Annotated in this window: 17 protein-coding genes and 1 riboswitch; of the genes, 6 read left to right on the plus strand and 11 right to left on the minus strand. The window is 46.0% G+C overall.

The genetic code is table 11. The features are described from left to right. Positions 1 to 3: 3 nt before the first annotated feature. A riboswitch (TPP riboswitch) is annotated at positions 4 to 111 on the plus strand. A 118-nt stretch (positions 112 to 229) separates the two neighbouring features. The 6 genes from thiC to C6P39_RS08155 all read left to right on the plus strand — a co-directional run bounded on the left by thiC (position 230) and on the right by C6P39_RS08155 (position 5,420). Beyond that, the gene (gene thiC / locus C6P39_RS08130) at positions 230 to 1,537 is read left to right on the plus strand and encodes a phosphomethylpyrimidine synthase ThiC (RefSeq protein WP_104803408.1); all 1,308 of its coding nucleotides are present in this window, start codon (positions 230 to 232) and stop codon (positions 1,535 to 1,537) included. A 93-nt stretch (positions 1,538 to 1,630) separates the two neighbouring features. Then, complete coding sequence (thiS, locus tag C6P39_RS08135) at positions 1,631 to 1,828, plus strand: sulfur carrier protein ThiS (RefSeq protein WP_104803409.1); 198 nt, start codon at positions 1,631 to 1,633, stop codon at positions 1,826 to 1,828. 1 nt (position 1,829) lies between these two features. Beyond that, on the plus strand, positions 1,830 to 2,480 hold the full coding sequence (gene thiF, locus C6P39_RS08140) for a sulfur carrier protein ThiS adenylyltransferase ThiF (RefSeq protein ID WP_104803410.1): 651 nt from the start codon (positions 1,830 to 1,832) through the stop codon (positions 2,478 to 2,480). 19 nt (positions 2,481 to 2,499) lie between these two features. Then, a complete protein-coding gene (locus tag C6P39_RS08145; RefSeq protein WP_095174628.1) occupies positions 2,500 to 3,267 on the plus strand; it encodes a thiazole synthase in 768 nt (255 codons plus the stop codon). A 12-nt stretch (positions 3,268 to 3,279) separates the two neighbouring features. Then, the gene (gene thiH, locus C6P39_RS08150; protein ID WP_104803411.1) at positions 3,280 to 4,440 is read left to right on the plus strand and encodes a 2-iminoacetate synthase ThiH; all 1,161 of its coding nucleotides are present in this window, start codon (positions 3,280 to 3,282) and stop codon (positions 4,438 to 4,440) included. 338 nt (positions 4,441 to 4,778) lie between these two features. Further along, entirely contained in the window at positions 4,779 to 5,420 is a 642-nt protein-coding gene (locus C6P39_RS08155; protein ID WP_330407043.1) for a thiamine phosphate synthase, read from the plus strand. 18 nt (positions 5,421 to 5,438) lie between these two features. Here C6P39_RS08155 and C6P39_RS08160 read toward each other — a convergent pair whose 3' ends face one another. The 11 genes from C6P39_RS08160 to C6P39_RS08210 form a co-directional block, all read right to left on the minus strand. Beyond that, complete coding sequence (locus C6P39_RS08160; protein ID WP_104803412.1) at positions 5,439 to 6,437, minus strand: dipeptidase; 999 nt, start codon at positions 6,435 to 6,437, stop codon at positions 5,439 to 5,441. Positions 6,438 to 6,528: 91 nt separating this feature from the next. Then, positions 6,529 to 6,954, minus strand: a complete 426-nt coding sequence (locus C6P39_RS08165) for an ATP-binding protein (protein WP_104803413.1) — start codon at positions 6,952 to 6,954, stop codon at positions 6,529 to 6,531. Positions 6,955 to 6,977: 23 nt separating this feature from the next. Continuing rightward, entirely contained in the window at positions 6,978 to 7,277 is a 300-nt protein-coding gene (locus C6P39_RS08170) for an STAS domain-containing protein (RefSeq protein ID WP_104803414.1), read from the minus strand. Positions 7,278 to 7,280: 3 nt separating this feature from the next. Continuing rightward, positions 7,281 to 8,156, minus strand: coding sequence for a peptide arginase family protein (locus C6P39_RS08175; RefSeq protein WP_104803415.1), 876 nt, complete (start codon positions 8,154 to 8,156; stop codon positions 7,281 to 7,283). Then, positions 8,153 to 8,848 carry a DUF7005 family protein gene (locus tag C6P39_RS08180; protein ID WP_104803416.1) on the minus strand — a complete coding sequence of 232 codons (696 nt, stop codon included), beginning with the start codon at positions 8,846 to 8,848 and terminating at the stop codon, positions 8,153 to 8,155. The genes C6P39_RS08175 and C6P39_RS08180 overlap by 4 nt, the downstream gene beginning before the upstream one ends. Then, positions 8,838 to 9,860, minus strand: a complete 1,023-nt coding sequence (locus C6P39_RS08185; protein ID WP_104803417.1) for a radical SAM protein — start codon at positions 9,858 to 9,860, stop codon at positions 8,838 to 8,840. Before C6P39_RS08185 ends, C6P39_RS08180 begins: the two co-directional genes overlap by 11 nt. Before the next feature lie 118 nt (positions 9,861 to 9,978). Further along, a complete protein-coding gene (locus tag C6P39_RS08190; protein ID WP_104803418.1) occupies positions 9,979 to 10,284 on the minus strand; it encodes a hypothetical protein in 306 nt (101 codons plus the stop codon). An 87-nt stretch (positions 10,285 to 10,371) separates the two neighbouring features. Then, positions 10,372 to 12,921 (minus strand): NHLP bacteriocin export ABC transporter permease/ATPase subunit, encoded by a 2,550-nt coding sequence (locus tag C6P39_RS08195; RefSeq protein ID WP_104803419.1) that lies wholly within the window; start codon positions 12,919 to 12,921, stop codon positions 10,372 to 10,374. Between the two features lie 11 nt (positions 12,922 to 12,932). Further along, positions 12,933 to 15,080 (minus strand): NHLP family bacteriocin export ABC transporter peptidase/permease/ATPase subunit, encoded by a 2,148-nt coding sequence (locus C6P39_RS08200; RefSeq protein WP_104803420.1) that lies wholly within the window; start codon positions 15,078 to 15,080, stop codon positions 12,933 to 12,935. A 1-nt stretch (position 15,081) separates the two neighbouring features. Then, positions 15,082 to 16,989, minus strand: a complete 1,908-nt coding sequence (locus tag C6P39_RS08205; RefSeq protein ID WP_104803421.1) for an NHLP bacteriocin system secretion protein — start codon at positions 16,987 to 16,989, stop codon at positions 15,082 to 15,084. 2 nt (positions 16,990 to 16,991) lie between these two features. Next, a complete protein-coding gene (locus C6P39_RS08210) occupies positions 16,992 to 17,510 on the minus strand; it encodes an RNA polymerase sigma factor (protein ID WP_104803422.1) in 519 nt (172 codons plus the stop codon). Between the last annotated feature and the right edge of the window lie 43 nt (positions 17,511 to 17,553).

Genomic DNA, 17,553 nt, shown 5'->3' on the forward strand with positions numbered 1-17,553 from the left:
AATTGAATACGCAAGGGGAGCTGACGCGTCGGCTGAGAGGAAATACGAACGGATTTCGACCCTGGAACCTGATACGGATAATGCCGGCGTAGGAAGCGAACCAGAAGTTTATGTATATTTGGTGCATCCCATCCGGGGTGCACTTTTTTTCTAAAAAGCCCCCTCTATAAACATCTAAAGCCCATATCCGGCCGCTTATCCCCGTATCATTCACAGAAAGGAGAGTTTCATGCAGTACACAACACAGATGGACGCTGCCAGAAAAGGAATCATCACCGGTGAGATGGAAGCAGCGGCAAAAAAGGAACAGATGGATGTACATGAACTTATGGTCCTCATGGCCAAAGGCCAGGCCATCATTCCCTGCAACAAAAGACACACTTCCCTGGAGCCAAACGCCATCGGCTCCATGCTCAGAACAAAGATCAATGTAAACCTGGGCATTTCCAGGGACTGCAAGGACATGGATATGGAGATTGAAAAAGTCAATAACGCGGTAAAAATGGGGGCAGAATCCATCATGGACCTCAGCTCCTACGGTGACACCCACACCTTCCGCAGACGGCTGACAACAGAATGTCCCGCCATCATTGGAACAGTCCCCATCTATGATGCTGTGGTCTACTATCACAAGCCCTTAAAGGAGATCACATCACAGCAGTGGCTGGATATTGTGCGCATGCATGCGGAGGACGGTGTGGACTTTATGACCATCCACTGCGGCATCAACAAAGAAACTGCAGGCAGATTCAAACGGAATAAACGTCTCACCAATATCGTCTCCCGAGGCGGTTCCATTATCTTTGCCTGGATGGAAATGACAGGCCAGGAAAACCCTTTCTACGAACACTACGATGAAATCCTGGATATCTGCCGGGAATATGACATCACCATGAGTCTGGGGGATGCCTGCCGCCCAGGATGCATACAGGATGCCTCTGATATCTCTCAGATCGAGGAGCTGATCACCTTAGGGGAACTGACAAAACGCGCCTGGGAAAAGGACGTTCAGGTTATGGTGGAAGGTCCCGGACATATGCCTCTGGATCAGATTGCGGCAAACATGAAGATTCAGCAGACACTCTGTCAGGGCGCCCCCTTCTATGTTCTGGGGCCTTTGGTAACAGACATTGCCCCTGGCTATGACCATATCACTGCTGCCATCGGCGGCGCCATCGCGGCCACTTATGGAGCCTCCTTTCTGTGCTATGTAACGCCGGCGGAACATCTGCGCCTGCCTAACCTGGATGATGTTAAGGAGGGCATTATCGCTTCCCGCATAGCAGCCCACGCAGCCGATATTGCAAAGGGAGTGAAAGGTGCTGCCGACTGGGACAATAAGATGAGCGCTGCCCGCAAGAGACTGGACTGGGAAGAGATGTTCCGGCTCTGTCTGGACCCGGAAAAAGCCAGGCGCTACCGGGCGGAGGCCAAACCGGAAAAAGAGGATACCTGCAGCATGTGCGGTAATTTCTGCGCTGTGAAGAATATGAACCGGATCTTGGAAGGTGAGATCGTGAATATTTATGATGAATGACAAGCCCGGAAATGCACGCAAGGATTCCATGTCCGCTGACCATTGGGTGCTTTTTGAAGTAAAAGCAGCACATACATAAAAGAGGTATATGAAATGATAAAGATTAACGGAAATGCAATTCACCCTGCTGACCCCTGTACAGTAGAAACACTTCTTTTGGCACAGGGATATTCCCTGCAGCGCATCGCCGTGGAGCGAAACGGCGAAATCCTTCCCAAAAGCCGTTATGCTGACACCCCTGTGCAGGACGGCGATGCGTATGAAATCGTCAGTTTTGTAGGAGGCGGCTGAATTGGAAGACAAACATACCATACTGACAAAATCTGAGATCGATCAGGTTTTGATAAAACGCCACACCCTTCCTGTACATAAGAAGATCAGACAGGCCGGGGCTGCCATTGCGGGCCTTGGGGGACTGGGCTCCAATGTGGCTGTCATGCTGGCGCGGGCCGGGATCGGAAGTCTTCATTTGATTGATTTTGACAGAGTAGAACCAAGCAACCTAAACCGCCAGGTTTACAAAATGAAGCACCTGGGAGACTACAAAACAGACGCATTGAGGGAAGAGATCTCAGAGATTAATCCCTATATTTCCGTCCGCACAGATACGGTGAAACTGACGCCTGACAATACAGGTGTCATACTTGCAGATGACAGGATCATCTGCGAAGCCTTTGACAGGGCGGAAAGCAAAGCCATGCTGGTCAATCATCTGCTGGAACACCGTCCGGATGCTGCCATAGTATCCGGCTCCGGCATGGCCGGTTATGGAAGCAGCAATGCCATACACACGCAGCAAAGAATGAAGAACCTGTATCTCTGCGGGGACGGCACCAGCGATATCGCCTCCGGTATAGGCCTGATGGCGCCCAGAGTCGCACTCTGCGCAGCACATCAGGCAAATATGATACTGAGACTTATTCTTGGAGAAAAGGACGTATAGAAAAGAGGTTAATAACACCATGAAAGATGACAAATTGATATTGGGAGGACACGAATTCCACTCCCGTTTTATCCTGGGTTCCGGTAAATACAACCCGGAACTGATTCGCGCAGCCATAGAAAATGCCGGGGCCGAGATCATCACTCTGGCCGTGCGCAGAGCCAACAGCGGTACTGACAGTATACTGGAACATATCCCGGAAGGTGTAACCCTCCTCCCCAATACCTCCGGGGCCAGAACCGCCCAGGAAGCAGTGAGGATCGCACGTCTGGCCAGGGAACTGGGCTGCGGGGATTTTGTTAAGGTTGAAGTCATCCGTGACTCCAAATATCTGCTTCCTGACAACCAGGAAACCATTCGGGCCACAGAGATACTTGCAAAAGAGGGCTTTATCGTCATGCCTTATATGTATCCCGATCTAAACGCTGCCAGAGACCTGGCAAATGCGGGAGCCTCCTGTATTATGCCTCTGGGTGCGCCCATCGGCACCAACAAGGGCTTGTGCACAAAGGAATTTATCAAAATATTGATTCAGGAGATTGACCTTCCCATTATTGTGGACGCAGGGATCGGCCGCCCCTCCCAGGCATGTGAGGCTATGGAAATGGGCGCTGCCGCGGTTATGGCAAATACGGCCATTGCAACGGCTGGCGATATACCGGATATGGCGGAGGCTTTTAAAAAGGCGGTTGAAGCAGGACGCACGGCTTATCTCTCGGGCCTTGGGCGCATTGTAAACGGCAGAGCCAGTGCCTCCTCTCCGCTTACAGGATTTCTGGAACAATAGGGAGGATTCAAAATGACTGCAAAAAGAACGAATCATATGGAATATATGGAGGGCATGGAAGCTCTGGATTCTGATGTGATGGACAAGGTTATCCGGGACATGAACTGCTATGACTACAATGCTTTTTCAAAATCCCATGTGCTGGCTGCCCTGTCTCATGATATCCGTACACCCAGCGATTTCGCTGCGCTTTTGGCCCCTGCCGCTGAACCTTTGCTGGAGGAGATGGCACAGGCTGCGCAGGCTGAGACAAGGAAGCATTTTGGTAACTGTGTGAATCTGTTTACACCCCTTTATATTTCTAATCACTGTGAAAATCACTGTATTTACTGCGGGTTTAACTGCCATAACCATATCCGCAGGGCAAGACTGAACGCGGAAGAAATCGAGATGGAAATGGCGGCCATTGCCAAAACAGGACTGGAAGAGATCCTTATACTGGTAGGCGAAAGCCGTGCCAAAAGTGATGTGGAGTATCTGGGGGAAGCTTGCAGGATAGCAAGAAAACACTTTAAAATGGTTGGGCTGGAGGTTTATCCCATGAACAGCCATGAGTATGCCTATCTTCACAAATGCGGCGCAGATTATGTGACGGTATTCCAGGAAACCTACAATTCTGATAAATACGAGACCCTGCATCTGGCCGGACATAAACGGATCTTCCCCTATCGTTTCCACGCACAGGAGCGTGCATTAAAAGGCGGTATGAGGGGCGTTGCCTTTGGGGCCCTTCTGGGGCTGGATGATTTCAGAAAGGATGCGTTTGCCACAGGGATGCATGCGTGGTATCTGCAGAGGAAGTACCCTCAGGCTGAGATTGCGTTTTCATGTCCCAGACTCCGGCCCATCATAAATAATGATAAGATCAACCCAAAAGATGTACATGAACCTCAGTTACTTCAGGTGATCATGGCTTACAGGCTTTTTATGCCCTTTGCAGGGATCACCATATCCACAAGGGAGCGGGCCGGGTTCCGTGATAAGGTTATCACCATAGCGGCCACGAAGATTTCCGCAGGTGTCAGCACAGGTGTGGGAAGCCATGTGGAGGAGCTGGAAGATAAAGGGGACGATCAGTTTGAAATCTCAGATGACAGAGGCGTTCGGGAGGTTTATCAGTCGATTCTGGAACAGGGGATGCAGCCGGTGATGAATGATTATGTGTTTGTTTAGAAGGGGGGGACGGAAGCAGTGGAGGCGGCGGGCAGGGGGAGGTGTATGTTTGGGGCCGCTCGACGTTCCAGAACCTGTGAACTAACCTCTAACTGCAACTAAGACGCTCACCAGCGGGTTCGCGCCTAAGTTTCCGTAAGAGGTGGATTTCACAGAACCTTCCACTTAACCTCGCTGCCCCAAACATACACCTCCCCCCTGCCCGCCGCCTCCACTGCTTCCTGGTTTTCTCTGCCGGTAAGTTTTGATAGGGAGGATTGGCTGGCGTATAGATAGGTGCTTTTGAAGGTCAAATATTAGTGTTGGGAATTTTGTTTAGTTCGGGTTTTGGGGATGAGATGATGGAAAAATATGGGAATAAGATGATGGGGCGGTTATATAGTGGGGTTCCGTATGGGAAAATGCTTGCGGTGACGAGTCGGGGGTTTTGTGAGGGGGACTTTTTGGAGAGGGTTGAGAAGATTGCGGCGAAAGGGCCGAGAGGAATCTTGCTGAGGGAGAAGGATTTGGATGCCGGGGAATATGTGGAGCTGGCAAGGAAGGTTTTGGAAATTTGCAGGAGGTATGGGACTGCCTGTATTTTGCATTCCTGGCCGGAGGCTGCACGGGAGCTGGGGTGTTCGGGGATCCATCTGTCTTTTGGACAATTCCTTAAGGAGGTTGAGGAGGGAAATTTATTGGAGGGCTTTGGGATGATCGGCGTGTCGGTCCATTCTGCAGGGGAAGCTGTTATGGCGGAAAGGATGGGGGCCGGTTATGTGACGGCAGGACATGTGTTTTTGACGGAGTGTAAAAAGGGACTTCCTGCAAGAGGACTTCCTTTTTTGAGGAGTGTCTGTGAATCTGTCCGAATACCTGTTTATGCTATTGGCGGGATCACTCCGGATCGTGTAAATGACGTGCTTGATGCGGGGGCAGCCGGGTTTTGTGTTATGTCCGGGATCATGCACGGCTCACTTTGGGGGTTTTCCGAAAAGTGAGCCGCGCAGTCTGAGGTTTTATTCGTTCAGGTTTTCTTTTAGAAATCTTTTTACATTACCGCCCAGGATTTTTTCTGTTTGGGTGTATGTAAAGCCGTGTTTTTCCATCTGTTCTGCCAGAAGCGGTATCCGGCTGCAGTCGGAGATTTCAGGCAGTTCTAAGATGCCGTCGAAATCGCTTCCCAGGCCAAGGCAATCTGTTCCGCCAATGTTAGTGATGTAGTCTGCCATCTGTATGATCTCTTCCACTGTAGTGCCGGCCTCGCCCGGCTTCCAGCCGGGGCGCATGAAGGAGACGGCATAGTTCAGACCCATGACGCCGCCCCGGTTGGACAGGGTGCGGATCATATCGTCTGTCAGGTTTCTGGCAGAGGCTTTTACCAGACCTCTTGCGTTGGAGTGGCTGGCAAGGAAAGGACGGGTGGAGTATTTTGCCACATCCCAAAATCCGCCGTCTGACAGGTGGGATACATCCACCAGTATGTGTAAGTGTTCCAGTTCTTCCAGGAACTGAATGCCTTTTTCCTTTAGTCCGCGGTTGTCACCCCAGCTCCAGATTTCCTGGGTAAAGGGGTTGCCCATGCAGTTTGGAAAGCCAAAATCATTCTCATAGTTCCAGGTAAGTGTAGCCATTCTGACGCCCTGTTCGTGAAACCACTTGAGGGTATCTGTAGATTCCTGGTATATGGCCCCTTCTTCAAGGGAAAGCAGTGCTGACATCCTGCCCGCCTTTTCGTTGGCTTCCAGCTCGCTGTAACTTGTGATCTGAGAGATCAGGTCCGGATTTTGGTCCATCTCCCGCTGGAAGACTTTCAGGATTTCTTTTGCTGCCCCTGCTGCGTCCGGTTCTTCCTCCCAGTTGACGTAGATGGCAAAGGTCTGCATGGTATAGCCGCTCTTTTTCATTTTTTCCAGGTCCACACTCAGTGAATTACGGCGGAGGGAAGTGTGTTGTCCCTCATTTTCTAAATGACGGATTTTGCTGATGGTGTCGCAGTGCATGTCTATAATATGCATAAGTCAACCTCGTTCCTGTCATGTGTGACATTTTTATTTCTATTATACACGATGATACGACTGTAATTCAATTTATACCTAACACAATTTTCTATGCAGCGTGAAATCCTTTTTCAAAGAAAAGACAATTTTTCTCATTCAGTCGCTCATAGGAAATCTTATCCAGGAACAGTTTTGCCATATATATTCCCAACCCCCCAACGGTTCTGTCCCTGGCCGATAGCGTTATGTCCGGATCTTCTTTTGCTAGAGGATCATATGCGGTTCCGCTGTCTGTCAGCTTTACATAAAGTTTCTCAGAATTGTCTTTCTCTTCAAGAACACTATACTCGATTCTGACAATTCCTCCTCCATCCGGATATGCATAATGTACTATATTAACAAATAATTCTTCAAATGCAATGGAAAATTCCATTTTAGACTTTTCTGGGCACCTATGTTCCTCTAACAGTTTTTCAAAAGTATCCAGCGCTGTCTTCATTCCTGTTTTGGTAGCATCCACGGTCAATTCTCTCATACACATCTCCATCCGGACACAAACTATTCCACAGTTAAAACATTCATAAATCCTGTAGATGTAAAAACAGATTCCACTACCTCGTTAATATTAAAGATTATCATCTCTTTCTCTTCTTCGTCTACATATTTCTGGCCATTTAAGAGTGCCCGCAGACCTGCACTGGAGATAAATTCAACTTCCGTAAAATCCACACGGACGCATTCCTGTTCTTTCAATACCTCCATCAGTTTCTTTTCAAACTCCTCAGCCGTGTAGGTATCAATTCTTCCCTGTGCACTTAAAACAGCTTCGTCCTCTTTTTTCTCTACTGATACATTCATATACTATTCTCCTATCTCACAAATTCTTATATCCATAATCTCTCCCAGACGGGCAAGAAATTCTTCCTCCACAAACGGAAATGCCTCCCGGGGAAGATAACCGGAAAATCTGGAACGACAGATATTAATTACCTTGGGTACAATATGGTTTTCTGACAGCCATGAAGTAAAATCATAGATTCGTTTTTCTACTTTCTCTCGTTCCGGGATGCGTTCCCTCAAAATCCGTTCATGATACCTCAGATAATGTTTTTCCCCTTCCTGTTCCACTGTAAAAAGCCGCTTTGGAAATATTCTGAACGGATGATACGGATCTTCCTGAAAAGAATCATACTCCTCTCTGGAAATCTCCACTCTTTTTGGCGGCGTTGTGGTCAGGGCATCATCCCAATAAAAATAATCCAAATCCATATCCAGGACCAATGGTTCCTCGATAGTCAGTGGTTTTAGGCTTCCCTGCCTCATCTTAAAAAACTTATAAGGGCTGTTTGGATCCTTTTTATATTTTGCATGAATAAACGGTACATAATTTGCCGGAACTAATTCACCTTCTCTGCCTTTCAAAACCATATCCCTGTCCTCATACTCTTTTGGACGAACAGACAAAAAGGTGTGTAAAGTAGAAAAAATCCCTTTATAGACTGCAGGATAGATAAAATCTGCTATTCCAAGCTTCTCATAGGTGAATCTTTTTGCCTCCTCCAAAGTATTTGGCATACATTTGAAATCCCAGTCATAACTGCCCGGCGATAAGTCATCATGATGATCCACATGAAGCAGGTAATTTCCAGAAGCAGGGATCAAGCCTTTCTCCACAAAATAATTCCAGTAGTAATAAGCCTCATAATGCTCTTCCATTATATATACAGGTATTGTCATAATCTTTCCTCAGCCTTTGCTCTTATTAAAGCTTTTCCCTTCTCCAGACTCACCAGCAATCCGAAAATATCATCAGGTTTCTCAGAACAGTAATGAAAGAGCCATTCCATATCCTCAGAGATCCACTGCATCATCTGTTGCGCTGACTGCCCTGCAACGAGATAATTTTCCAGCCTGCCTCCAGGTCTGTAATCCCGTCCCTCTATTCCTAAAAAAGCCTTCGCGAGATTTATATCATAATGTCCGGTTCCCGCCAGCAGACCTATATAATCAGCTATTACCTCATCGCGCAGAGGTTCTTTATTTTCAGGAAACAAGGCCCTGCTCACCACATGGGCCATTTCATGATAAGCGCGAATTTCCCTGGACACCTCCAGCCATTCCTTCTCCCTATAAGGGGTATACTTATACGGCAGTGCACTGTATGGTCCACTGCTTAATATAATGAGGGGCAGTTTTTTCTGCTTCGCAATATGATAAAGTCCCCACACAGTCATAGCCCCCATAGATTCCGGCACGAGACTTGCATCTCCGTGATATTTAAGCATACCTATAAGCTTCTCAAAGTCCTTTCTGTTATCTGCACAAAATACACCCAGTTCTCCCGCCGGAGTCTTAACGCCAAAAAATGTATCCTTGTCAGACAAAATATATGGGGTGGGAAGCCTGTAAGGCAGTATTTTAATTTTCATGGCATACTTCTCCTCTTTTCCATAATTCGCAGCTTGTATCTCCAAAAGAAATCCGGTTTTTCATTTTTGCGTTAACAGCCATACAGGGCAGACAGTTACGGTTGTATTTACACCCACCGCACGGCGATTCTAAGTGTTCCTCCACCTGTCTGAGCTGTTTCAATATCTCGGAGTTATTCCAATACTCTGAAAGACTTTTAGTATCCTCCGGATACTCCAAGTGACGGCATGGCGTCAACTTCCCATCAATATTTACAGATATCCCATCCCGTCCGGCTCCACATCCCCTGTCCACCCCTCTGTTTAAATTACCAAAAAAGCGCTCCCCCAGCAAAACCCGTAGTTGTGAAAAGCAACTTTCAGCGGAGAGAGATACACTACCATGGTAATTTTTTATAAAATGCGCAGTTTTTTCTATCTGTTCTCTTGTAGGCAGCCCCTTGCGTTCATGTTCTGAATCAGGTTTAAACACCATGATCACCAACTCTTTGACACAATATTCCTCGGCCAGCTTTGCCATATCCTCCAGATAGTCTGCATTACTTCTGTGCATCACCCAATTTATGCAGGTATTTTGAAACCCATCTTTTTTTAAAAGTTCCAGCGCTTTGATCGCCAGATCAAATCCCTGTCTGCTCATGGCGTTAATTTCATCGGTAGGGCCGTTTAAAGAGATACATATTTCATGGATGCCGGCCTTTTTCATGTCTTCCAGCTCTTTTCGCTCGAATCCGGCCCCCGAGAGGGCTACATTCGCCTTCATACCGAGTGTATGTATCTTTTCCAGAAGCGGAAATAGATGAGGGTAACACATCGTTTCACCTCCGCTTAAATTAATGTATTCCACTTTGCAGCGTGCCGCCTCTTCAACCCAGTAAACCGCCTCCTCCAAGGGAAGATCCCTGCCTCCTGTCAGCTCACAGTAACACTGTGGACACCTAAGAGGGCATTTGGTGGTCAATTCCAAATTCATGAGAAGCGGTGCCTCATATATTTTATTATTATTCTTCAAAATAGACGCCTCCGGGAAAATATATTCTTTTACTTATATACACCCCAAAAGCCCCTGTGTTACAAAAAGCCCGCTGTTTTTCCATAGGAAAAACAGCGGGTCTCCTAATATTTCTTTTTTACCACCTTCTGAACCATCTAGCAACAGATTTCCAGGTACTCTTCTTTGTAAGTGTGTTTGCAATGCTGACAATATCATCAAACGCATCTTTGATCACTCCGCCGCCAGCAACATTTTCAAGATCATCTTCACTCAGCTCTTCACTTGTAGCAGCCTCTAACACTTTACCCAGTTCCTGTACCTCTTCCAGAGACATTTCAACCCCTTTATCTTTCAGGAACGCCTGCGCTTCTTCCGGTGTCTCTTTGCTGAAAAATTCTAATGCAACTTCCTCGTTTTGTAATACTTCTTTTAATTCTGCCATTCTTTAAATCCTCCTTTGATTTATCTTTTTGTTATATCCCTATATACACCGCTGATCTCTTTCTGTTACAAAAAAGCAGTAATTTTTTCAGGCCATCTGCCTGGTTGCCAATTTATAAAACAATCCTTTTTGTTCCATTAGCTGTTCATAACTCCCAACTTCCACAATACTTCCTTTGTCCATGACAAATATCCTGTCGCACTTCATGACCGTGCTCAAACGATGGGCAATGACAAGTCTTGTAGCTCTCAACTTTTCAAGACTTTCGCATACCATAGACTGGGTTACATTGTCAAGTGCGGATGTAGCTTCATCAAAATACAGTATCTTTGGTTTCCCTACAATTGCTCTGGCTATAAGGATCCTCTGCTGCTGCCCACCCGAAATAGTTCCGCTGTTCTCTGATAAAATTGTATGGAGACCCATAGGCATTTGTTTGATATCCTCCTCCAGCCCCACCTCTTTTATCACTTGTTCCACCCGTTTCAGTGTGGTACTAGGAGAGGTGATAACAATGTTGTCAAAGATACTTCCTGATATTAAATCCCCATCCTGAAGTACCACCCCAAATTTCTTACGCAGTTCCCGCTTATCCATACTGTCAATGTCTTTGCCGTCATAAAAAATCTTGCCCTGCTGTGGTTTCTCAAATCCCAAAAGCAGCTTTAGCAATGTGGATTTACCACACCCCGAGGAACCTACTATTCCAATATATTCACCTGCATTTATATGGAAGGACAGCTCATGCAATACATTTCCCGATTCCTGATTGTAGGCAAATGTCAAATTGCTCACTTCAATATCCCCATGAATGCTGCCCGGAAGAATAGTGTCCTCCTCATATTCAGGAAGTGCATTCAGCACAGGCTGGCATCTTTGATATGCCGGGATTACATTATTCACATCCAGGAAGGAGGAAACCATCTCCATCATAGAACCGGAAAAAGATCCGAATGCCGTCATAAATCCCATAAATGCACCAATGCTCAGGGAGACACCTTTCCGAATCATGATAAAATATAATACCATTGAGAAGACCAGTGTTGCAGCACCTGCAAAGGCATCAACACCAACACTCATTTTTTCCTTCCTGATATTAATCTCCCTTGACCTGGAATATGGTTTCAGATATTCTACAAGTGCCCTGTTTTCTACGCCGGCAATACGGATTTTTGATATACCTGTGAGAAACTGATACATGATAGAAGATATCTTTCCATCCAGTGTCATCTTCTCTCCCTCATACTTTAGCTGACGGAATCCCACATACCCAATAACAGCCATGGTGAACACTACCATGAGGACAGACGGCCCTGCCAGACCGGATGAGTAGCTGAACATTTTCCAAAGGTACAAAAGGGAGAAGACGGCACTTAATACTGTTTTTATCATCACATCCGCAAGAACCTGAAATATGGCGGTAACTCCCATAGTTCTCTGGGCAAGATCCGCAGACTCATACTGCCTGAAAAAGCTCTCGGGCAAGTTGAAAAGCCTGTCGTAAGTTGCACTCTGGACCGCATATTCCATACTGTTCATACTGCGGAACGTGGCCAGATTTTTTACCACCGTAAACGCCAAATTTCCTATGGTACAGCACAATACCACCATACAAATCTGGACTAATCCGTTTTGGTCCGCCATAGGTATAAATTTATCATAGAGCTGCTGGTTCATGATAGGCAGAAGCAGTCCGATCAAAGTCCCCAAAAAGGCAAGCACACCGAAGTTTATAAAATCCCTTATGTAAACACCCTGAAAACCAAATTTCATCAGCTTTTTCAAAGTGATCTTCTCTGCTGGAAATGGTCTGTATATCATATCAGCCTTAATTTCCAATGTCCTGGCATATTCCTCATCTACAATCTGCTGTTTTCCCTCTGTCACATCATACGCAATGTACTTATGAGGCCCTTTTGGAATACAGGCTACAGGTGTCCTTCCTTTCGTTTTATATGCCAGAATAGGTCCGGAATCATGCCGGTACCACTTCTCCTCAAGTACGATCTCCCGACAGGTAAAGTGGGATATCCTTCCAATGTCCCATATAGAAAATTTTCGTTTACAGCTTTCTTTTATAGTCTCGAAGGGCGCAATATGTATTTTCATAGCATCGCAGAGAACTGCAGCGGCATCATAAATCTTATTTCCACTGGGCTCGGTCTTTTGGTTTCTCTGTTTCTTGCTGAACATATTGTATATGATCTGGATCCCCTGTTCATAGGTCCGCTTTTGTTCCTGAGAAGTGGCATAGATATAGCCTTCCTCTTTAATGATATTGATATTATACTGCTCTACTGCCTGCTCCTCAAATTCCTCAGCATCAAACAGCCGGATTCCCATATGCATCGCACAAGTCATCTTGACCTGCCCCATATCCTCAGGGATATATTCCCTGAGTGATGCTGTTTCCAGCGCTACCATGGTAAACTTCCACGCTCCGAGATGCTCATTTTGGAAGCAAAGGCCGGGAATATGCTCCCCTTTTACTGCCTCATGAAGGAGAAATCTTCTTCCTTCCTTTCCGTTCCGGTAAGGAAAAATATAAAGCAGCACATTGCCGGAAAGGACTTCATAAGCCCTATCCGGAAATTCCGTAGTAAACATGGTGCCGCCCTTTAAGCTGATAGTTTCCATTCTTCTCCCCCTTATATATTCTGGATCAACCGCTGATAATGTCCCGGCTGTTCGGAAAGTTCTGTGTGTCCCCCGCGCTGCACAATCTTCCCCCTCTCCATAACAATGATCTCATCGCAATCACGGATGGCAGAAAGACGGTGGGCCACAATGACACAGGTACAGCCTCTGCGCTTGATATTATCTATAATTTCTTTTTCTACCAAGGGATCCAGGGCACTGGTGGCCTCATCCATAATAAGGATTGTGGGATTTGTCACAAGGGCCCGGGCAATTTCCAGTCTTTGCCGCTGCCCTCCGGAAAGATTTGCTCCCCCTTCATCCAGCACAAACTCATAAGCCCCCGGCTTCTTGGTGATCACATCATGGATACAGGCATCTTTTGCCGCCTTGATAATGTCCTCCTCCAGAATACTGCTGTTCCACATAGTCAGATTGTCCCGGATCGTCCCGGAAAATAGGGTAATACTCTGACTGACTGTGGATACACTGGAGCTCATGATTTCCTTAGGTATATTTCTTACGTCGATACCGTCCATAAGTATCTGGCCATTCCATGGCACATACAGACCACTCACAATCTTCGAGACAGTGGATTTTCCGCATCCTGAAGCTCCTACAAAAGCAATGGAACTGCCACTCTTTAATTTGAAAAAAAAGTTGTCTACCAGCGGTTCTTCCAATATACTGTATCCAAAAGAAATATCTTTAAGCTCCACTTCTCCGGTGAGTTTCGTTGTCATATGTACCGTGTTTTCTGACTCCTCATACTTTTTATCGGTTTCATATTTCATGATATCTTCCACCCGGCTCATATCTGCTTTCAAAGTCTGGATCTTCTGGATAAATCCTACCAGCTTATTGACCGGCTCCGTGAAAGACGTTAAAAGACTGGTGTATGCCACCAGCATACCTGCGGTCATGCTTCCCCTGATAACCAGTATACCGCCAAATAAAAGTACCAGAACATTAGATATCTCGTTAAAAACCTCCGGTATAGCATTTATCATCTGCTGCATCTTACCGAGTTTTTGTTCCAAACGGATGGTTTTGGCATAATACCCCAAAATACGGCTGACATATTCATTCTCCGCACCGGACGCTTTCAGCGTACTGGTAATATTCAGGCCTGCAAATACAGCACCTATCATTTTTCCCTGATCCTGCTGCATTTTCATAGTAGAATTTGCAATAGCACCGGAACTGAATTTGACCAGAAACACATTTATGACAATACTTGCCATACCTATAAGAGTCAGTGCAGGACTGTACAAAAGAAGCAGGATCAAATAAAAAGCAGCCACCAGAATATTTAGTACGGTCTCAGCAAGGTCACCTGCCAGGAATGTATTCACATTATTGTTATTTTCTACTCGTTCTGCAAGGTCTCCCGCATACCTCTGGTCAAAAAAATTCATTGGCAGCCGGAACATATGCGACAGAAACTTGTGCGCAGAGATCATGGACATCTTGTTCTGAAGCTTTTGGAGAAGAACCCCTCTATAAAAAGACAGGGCCGCCTGAAAGACCATAGTCCCCCCCATAATTGCCAGAAATGCCGTCATCCAGCCCGTATTGCCTCCCAAAAGAATATCATCAATAAACACCTGGGAAAAAATAGGTATGATCAGCCCCGGAAATACCAGCAGAAATCCGATTGCCACAAGGGCCAGTATGGAACTGTACTGTCCCTCCAGACGTCCCCTGATAAAGCTGAACAACGTCTTTTCTCTCTTGGACTTTTCAAATTTTTCTGTCTTCTCGAAAGTCAGGACAACACCGGTAAACGCATCATCCAAATCTTCAAATGAAAGCTTGCGCCTCCCCATGGCCGGATCGTTAATGTAATAATACTTTCCTTTCTGCCCCTCATATACTACAAAGTGGTTAAAATTCCAATGTATGATACATGGTGGTTTCAACTCCAGAAGCGCATCTATGGATTTCCGGTAACCTTTTGCCTCGAACCCAAACTTTCTTGCAGCGATCAGTATATTTTTAGCGTTGCAGCCATCCCGGGAAACACCTGTCTCTATACGCATTTTCTCTAAAGGAATATATTTTCCGTAATACCCCATAACCATAGAAAGAGACGCTGCCCCGCACTCGGTGGCCTCCATCTGATATATGGTAGGAGTTTTTGCATAGTTTTTTACCATATTACTCCTCCGTCTCCTGCGCGTTAGAAGATGCAGATTCTGACAGCATTTCCTTTAAGTAAGGAATCAACATTGTGATCGGCGCTTTCCGCTCCGTAACGATGCTTGCCTCCAGCATAGTCCCCTCCGTCAGATTTACCTCAGCCCCCTTCTTGCTGGACCAATAGTACCCGCTTACAGTATCAGAATCTTCCTTGATAGAGCATATTACCTCCACCACAGGTCCATTATTCAAAAATGCACTGACAAGAGTATCATCCCCCAGCTTCTTGGTCATCTCCGTCTGCGATGTTACATATGAGGCAACGGAAACCACTGTGCCGGTCATATGTCCATACTCCTGTTTATTGACTGTTGTGGGATAGATCATGACTTCCATACCGGGAACAACCTTTTTCCCTGTCCCCACCGGCATATAACAGAGTGCTTCTTTTTCATCTGAAGTTCCTTTTTTTACTTTAATAATTTCTGTACCGGCTCCCACCATGGAACCTGAACCTATTACGATTTCCTGTACCGTACCGCTCTGGGTGGATGTAATTTCATACTTCTTCAGATTTTCCGTGTTTTTTTTCAGTTCTGTATTTAGCTGGTCTATAATGGAAGACTTTGCTGCCGAGAAGGTTGCATCCGTCTGCTCCTTCTTCACTTCCACCTCCTCCTTGGCTTGCTTTGTCTGGGTTTCCAATGCTTTTACAGTCTCCTCCAGGGACTCTAAAATTGCTTTTTCCGTACTGTAATCTGTCATGGCCTGGCTGTACTCATTGCTTGCCACATTCTGACTTACACTCGCTGACTGCTCCCCATTCAGGGAGGAAACGTATCTGGATTTTGCCGAATCAAATTCACTCTGTGCTGCATTCAAGTCATCCGTACTTGCTGTATAACTGTCATAAGCAGTCTGATAAGCACTGTCTGACAAATTCATCTGTGCCTCCGCCTCACTCATAGCAGACCTATCCGCCAAAAGCTGCTTTTGTGCAGCCTCATTTTCCTCCTGCATCTGGTTTTTCTGTGTTTCCATTTCCTTCAGCTCTGCCTCTGCCGCCTGGATCTCCGTATCAGAAGCCTGACTGGCTCTCAGTTCCTCCACATATACGTTCTGCGCATTCCAGGCATCTGTGCACTGCTGATAAGCATTCTGCGTACTCTCCGCATAAGAGGCTGAAGAGTCATAAGTACTCTTTGCAGCGGAATAGGCAGCCTGTGCCTGCTGTGCTTCCACTTCTGCCTGCTGATATGAAGATACTGCTGATTCATAAAGCTGCTGACGCATACTCAACTCTGTCTGGGCTTCGCTGTAATCAAGCTGAGCCGAGGCATCACTACTGTCGGCCAGGCTCCCGTAATAGGATGCTTTCAGAGAATCTGCCTTTGCTTTTAGGTCTGTAACCTTCTTCTTCTCCCGGTTGAATTCTTCCTTTTTTGCTTCCCACTCTTTATTGCTCTGCCCGTAAGTTGTATCTAAGGCAATCAATTCAGTTTTTAAATCTACCAGCTCTTTGTTGTCCGCAGTTACCGTATCATTCTTGCTGTCTATTGTAACCTTCCTCACAGCCTCCAATCGTTCCCCCAGGCTTTCTATCTCGTTGGAGATTTCTCCGCCCCCAACATAGGCAATGACCTCACCTTTCTCTATCTTCTGGCCTTCCTGGGCTTTCACCTCCGTTACAACGCCCTCAATCTCTGAGTAAACACCGCTGGTACCATCACCACTTACATAAATTCCTGATGCTTCCACATCCACCGGTATTCTCCCGAAGATTCCCCAGATCAATGCTCCCAATATAATTAAAAAGCCTCCCAGCAAAGCGATCCAAAAGGACGGCGGCGTAATTACCACCGCCCGGTCCAACTGCTCCGGCGATGACAGCTTCTCCAAAGCTGACTTTCTGAATAAATCTGACATATTTACCTCCCGTGCCTCTCCATAATGGTTTTTAATCTCTCAAGGGAGCGTTTTAAAATAATGCGGACATTACCGGCTGTAAGATTCATTTCCTCCGCAATTTGAGCAGAATTCTCCCCCAGATAGTATTTTTTGATGACAATACTTCTCTCTCTTTTCGTTAAAAGTGACAATCCTTCCAACAAAGCCTCTCTTTGCTGTTTCAGAAGAAATATTTTCTCCGGACTTTCCTCATCCGGTATAAAATCATTTTCCATGGCATCAATGGAAGCAAAGTCCCTCCGGTCCCTGTAATAGTTTTTCAGGCGATTATTTGTGATTACAAAGATCCACGTATTCAGACCACTTTTGGATATGTCGTATCCTGCCAGACCTTTATAAACATTTATGAACACATCGCTTGTAAGCTCTTCTGCATCATGAACGCTGGAAATCCGTTTCTTGATATATGCAAATATTTTGTTATAATAGTTTTGATAGATAACTTCAAACTCCTGATCTTTCATTACGGGAATTTCCATTTTTTCTCCTTATGTAACAAACGCTTGACTTCTGTGTATACCT

It is taken from the genome of Blautia marasmi, assembly GCF_900258535.1.
GTDB lineage: Bacteria > Bacillota > Clostridia > Lachnospirales > Lachnospiraceae > Blautia > Blautia hominis.

Coding starts and splice junctions, on each gene's coding strand:
- thiC (WP_104803408.1), top strand. CDS start 230: ATGCAGTACACAACACAGATGGACGCTGCCAGAAAAGGAATCATCACC.
- thiS (WP_104803409.1), top strand. CDS start 1,631: ATGATAAAGATTAACGGAAATGCAATTCACCCTGCTGACCCCTGTACA.
- C6P39_RS08145 (WP_095174628.1), top strand. CDS start 2,500: ATGAAAGATGACAAATTGATATTGGGAGGACACGAATTCCACTCCCGT.
- thiH (WP_104803411.1), top strand. CDS start 3,280: ATGACTGCAAAAAGAACGAATCATATGGAATATATGGAGGGCATGGAA.
- C6P39_RS08155 (WP_330407043.1), top strand. CDS start 4,779: ATGATGGAAAAATATGGGAATAAGATGATGGGGCGGTTATATAGTGGG.
- C6P39_RS08160 (WP_104803412.1), bottom strand. CDS start 6,437: ATGCATATTATAGACATGCACTGCGACACCATCAGCAAAATCCGTCAT.
- C6P39_RS08165 (WP_104803413.1), bottom strand. CDS start 6,954: ATGAGAGAATTGACCGTGGATGCTACCAAAACAGGAATGAAGACAGCG.
- C6P39_RS08170 (WP_104803414.1), bottom strand. CDS start 7,277: ATGAATGTATCAGTAGAGAAAAAAGAGGACGAAGCTGTTTTAAGTGCA.
- C6P39_RS08175 (WP_104803415.1), bottom strand. CDS start 8,156: ATGACAATACCTGTATATATAATGGAAGAGCATTATGAGGCTTATTAC.
- C6P39_RS08180 (WP_104803416.1), bottom strand. CDS start 8,848: ATGAAAATTAAAATACTGCCTTACAGGCTTCCCACCCCATATATTTTG.
- C6P39_RS08190 (WP_104803418.1), bottom strand. CDS start 10,284: ATGGCAGAATTAAAAGAAGTATTACAAAACGAGGAAGTTGCATTAGAA.
- C6P39_RS08195 (WP_104803419.1), bottom strand. CDS start 12,921: ATGGAAACTATCAGCTTAAAGGGCGGCACCATGTTTACTACGGAATTT.
- C6P39_RS08200 (WP_104803420.1), bottom strand. CDS start 15,080: ATGGTAAAAAACTATGCAAAAACTCCTACCATATATCAGATGGAGGCC.
- C6P39_RS08205 (WP_104803421.1), bottom strand. CDS start 16,989: ATGTCAGATTTATTCAGAAAGTCAGCTTTGGAGAAGCTGTCATCGCCG.
- C6P39_RS08210 (WP_104803422.1), bottom strand. CDS start 17,510: ATGGAAATTCCCGTAATGAAAGATCAGGAGTTTGAAGTTATCTATCAA.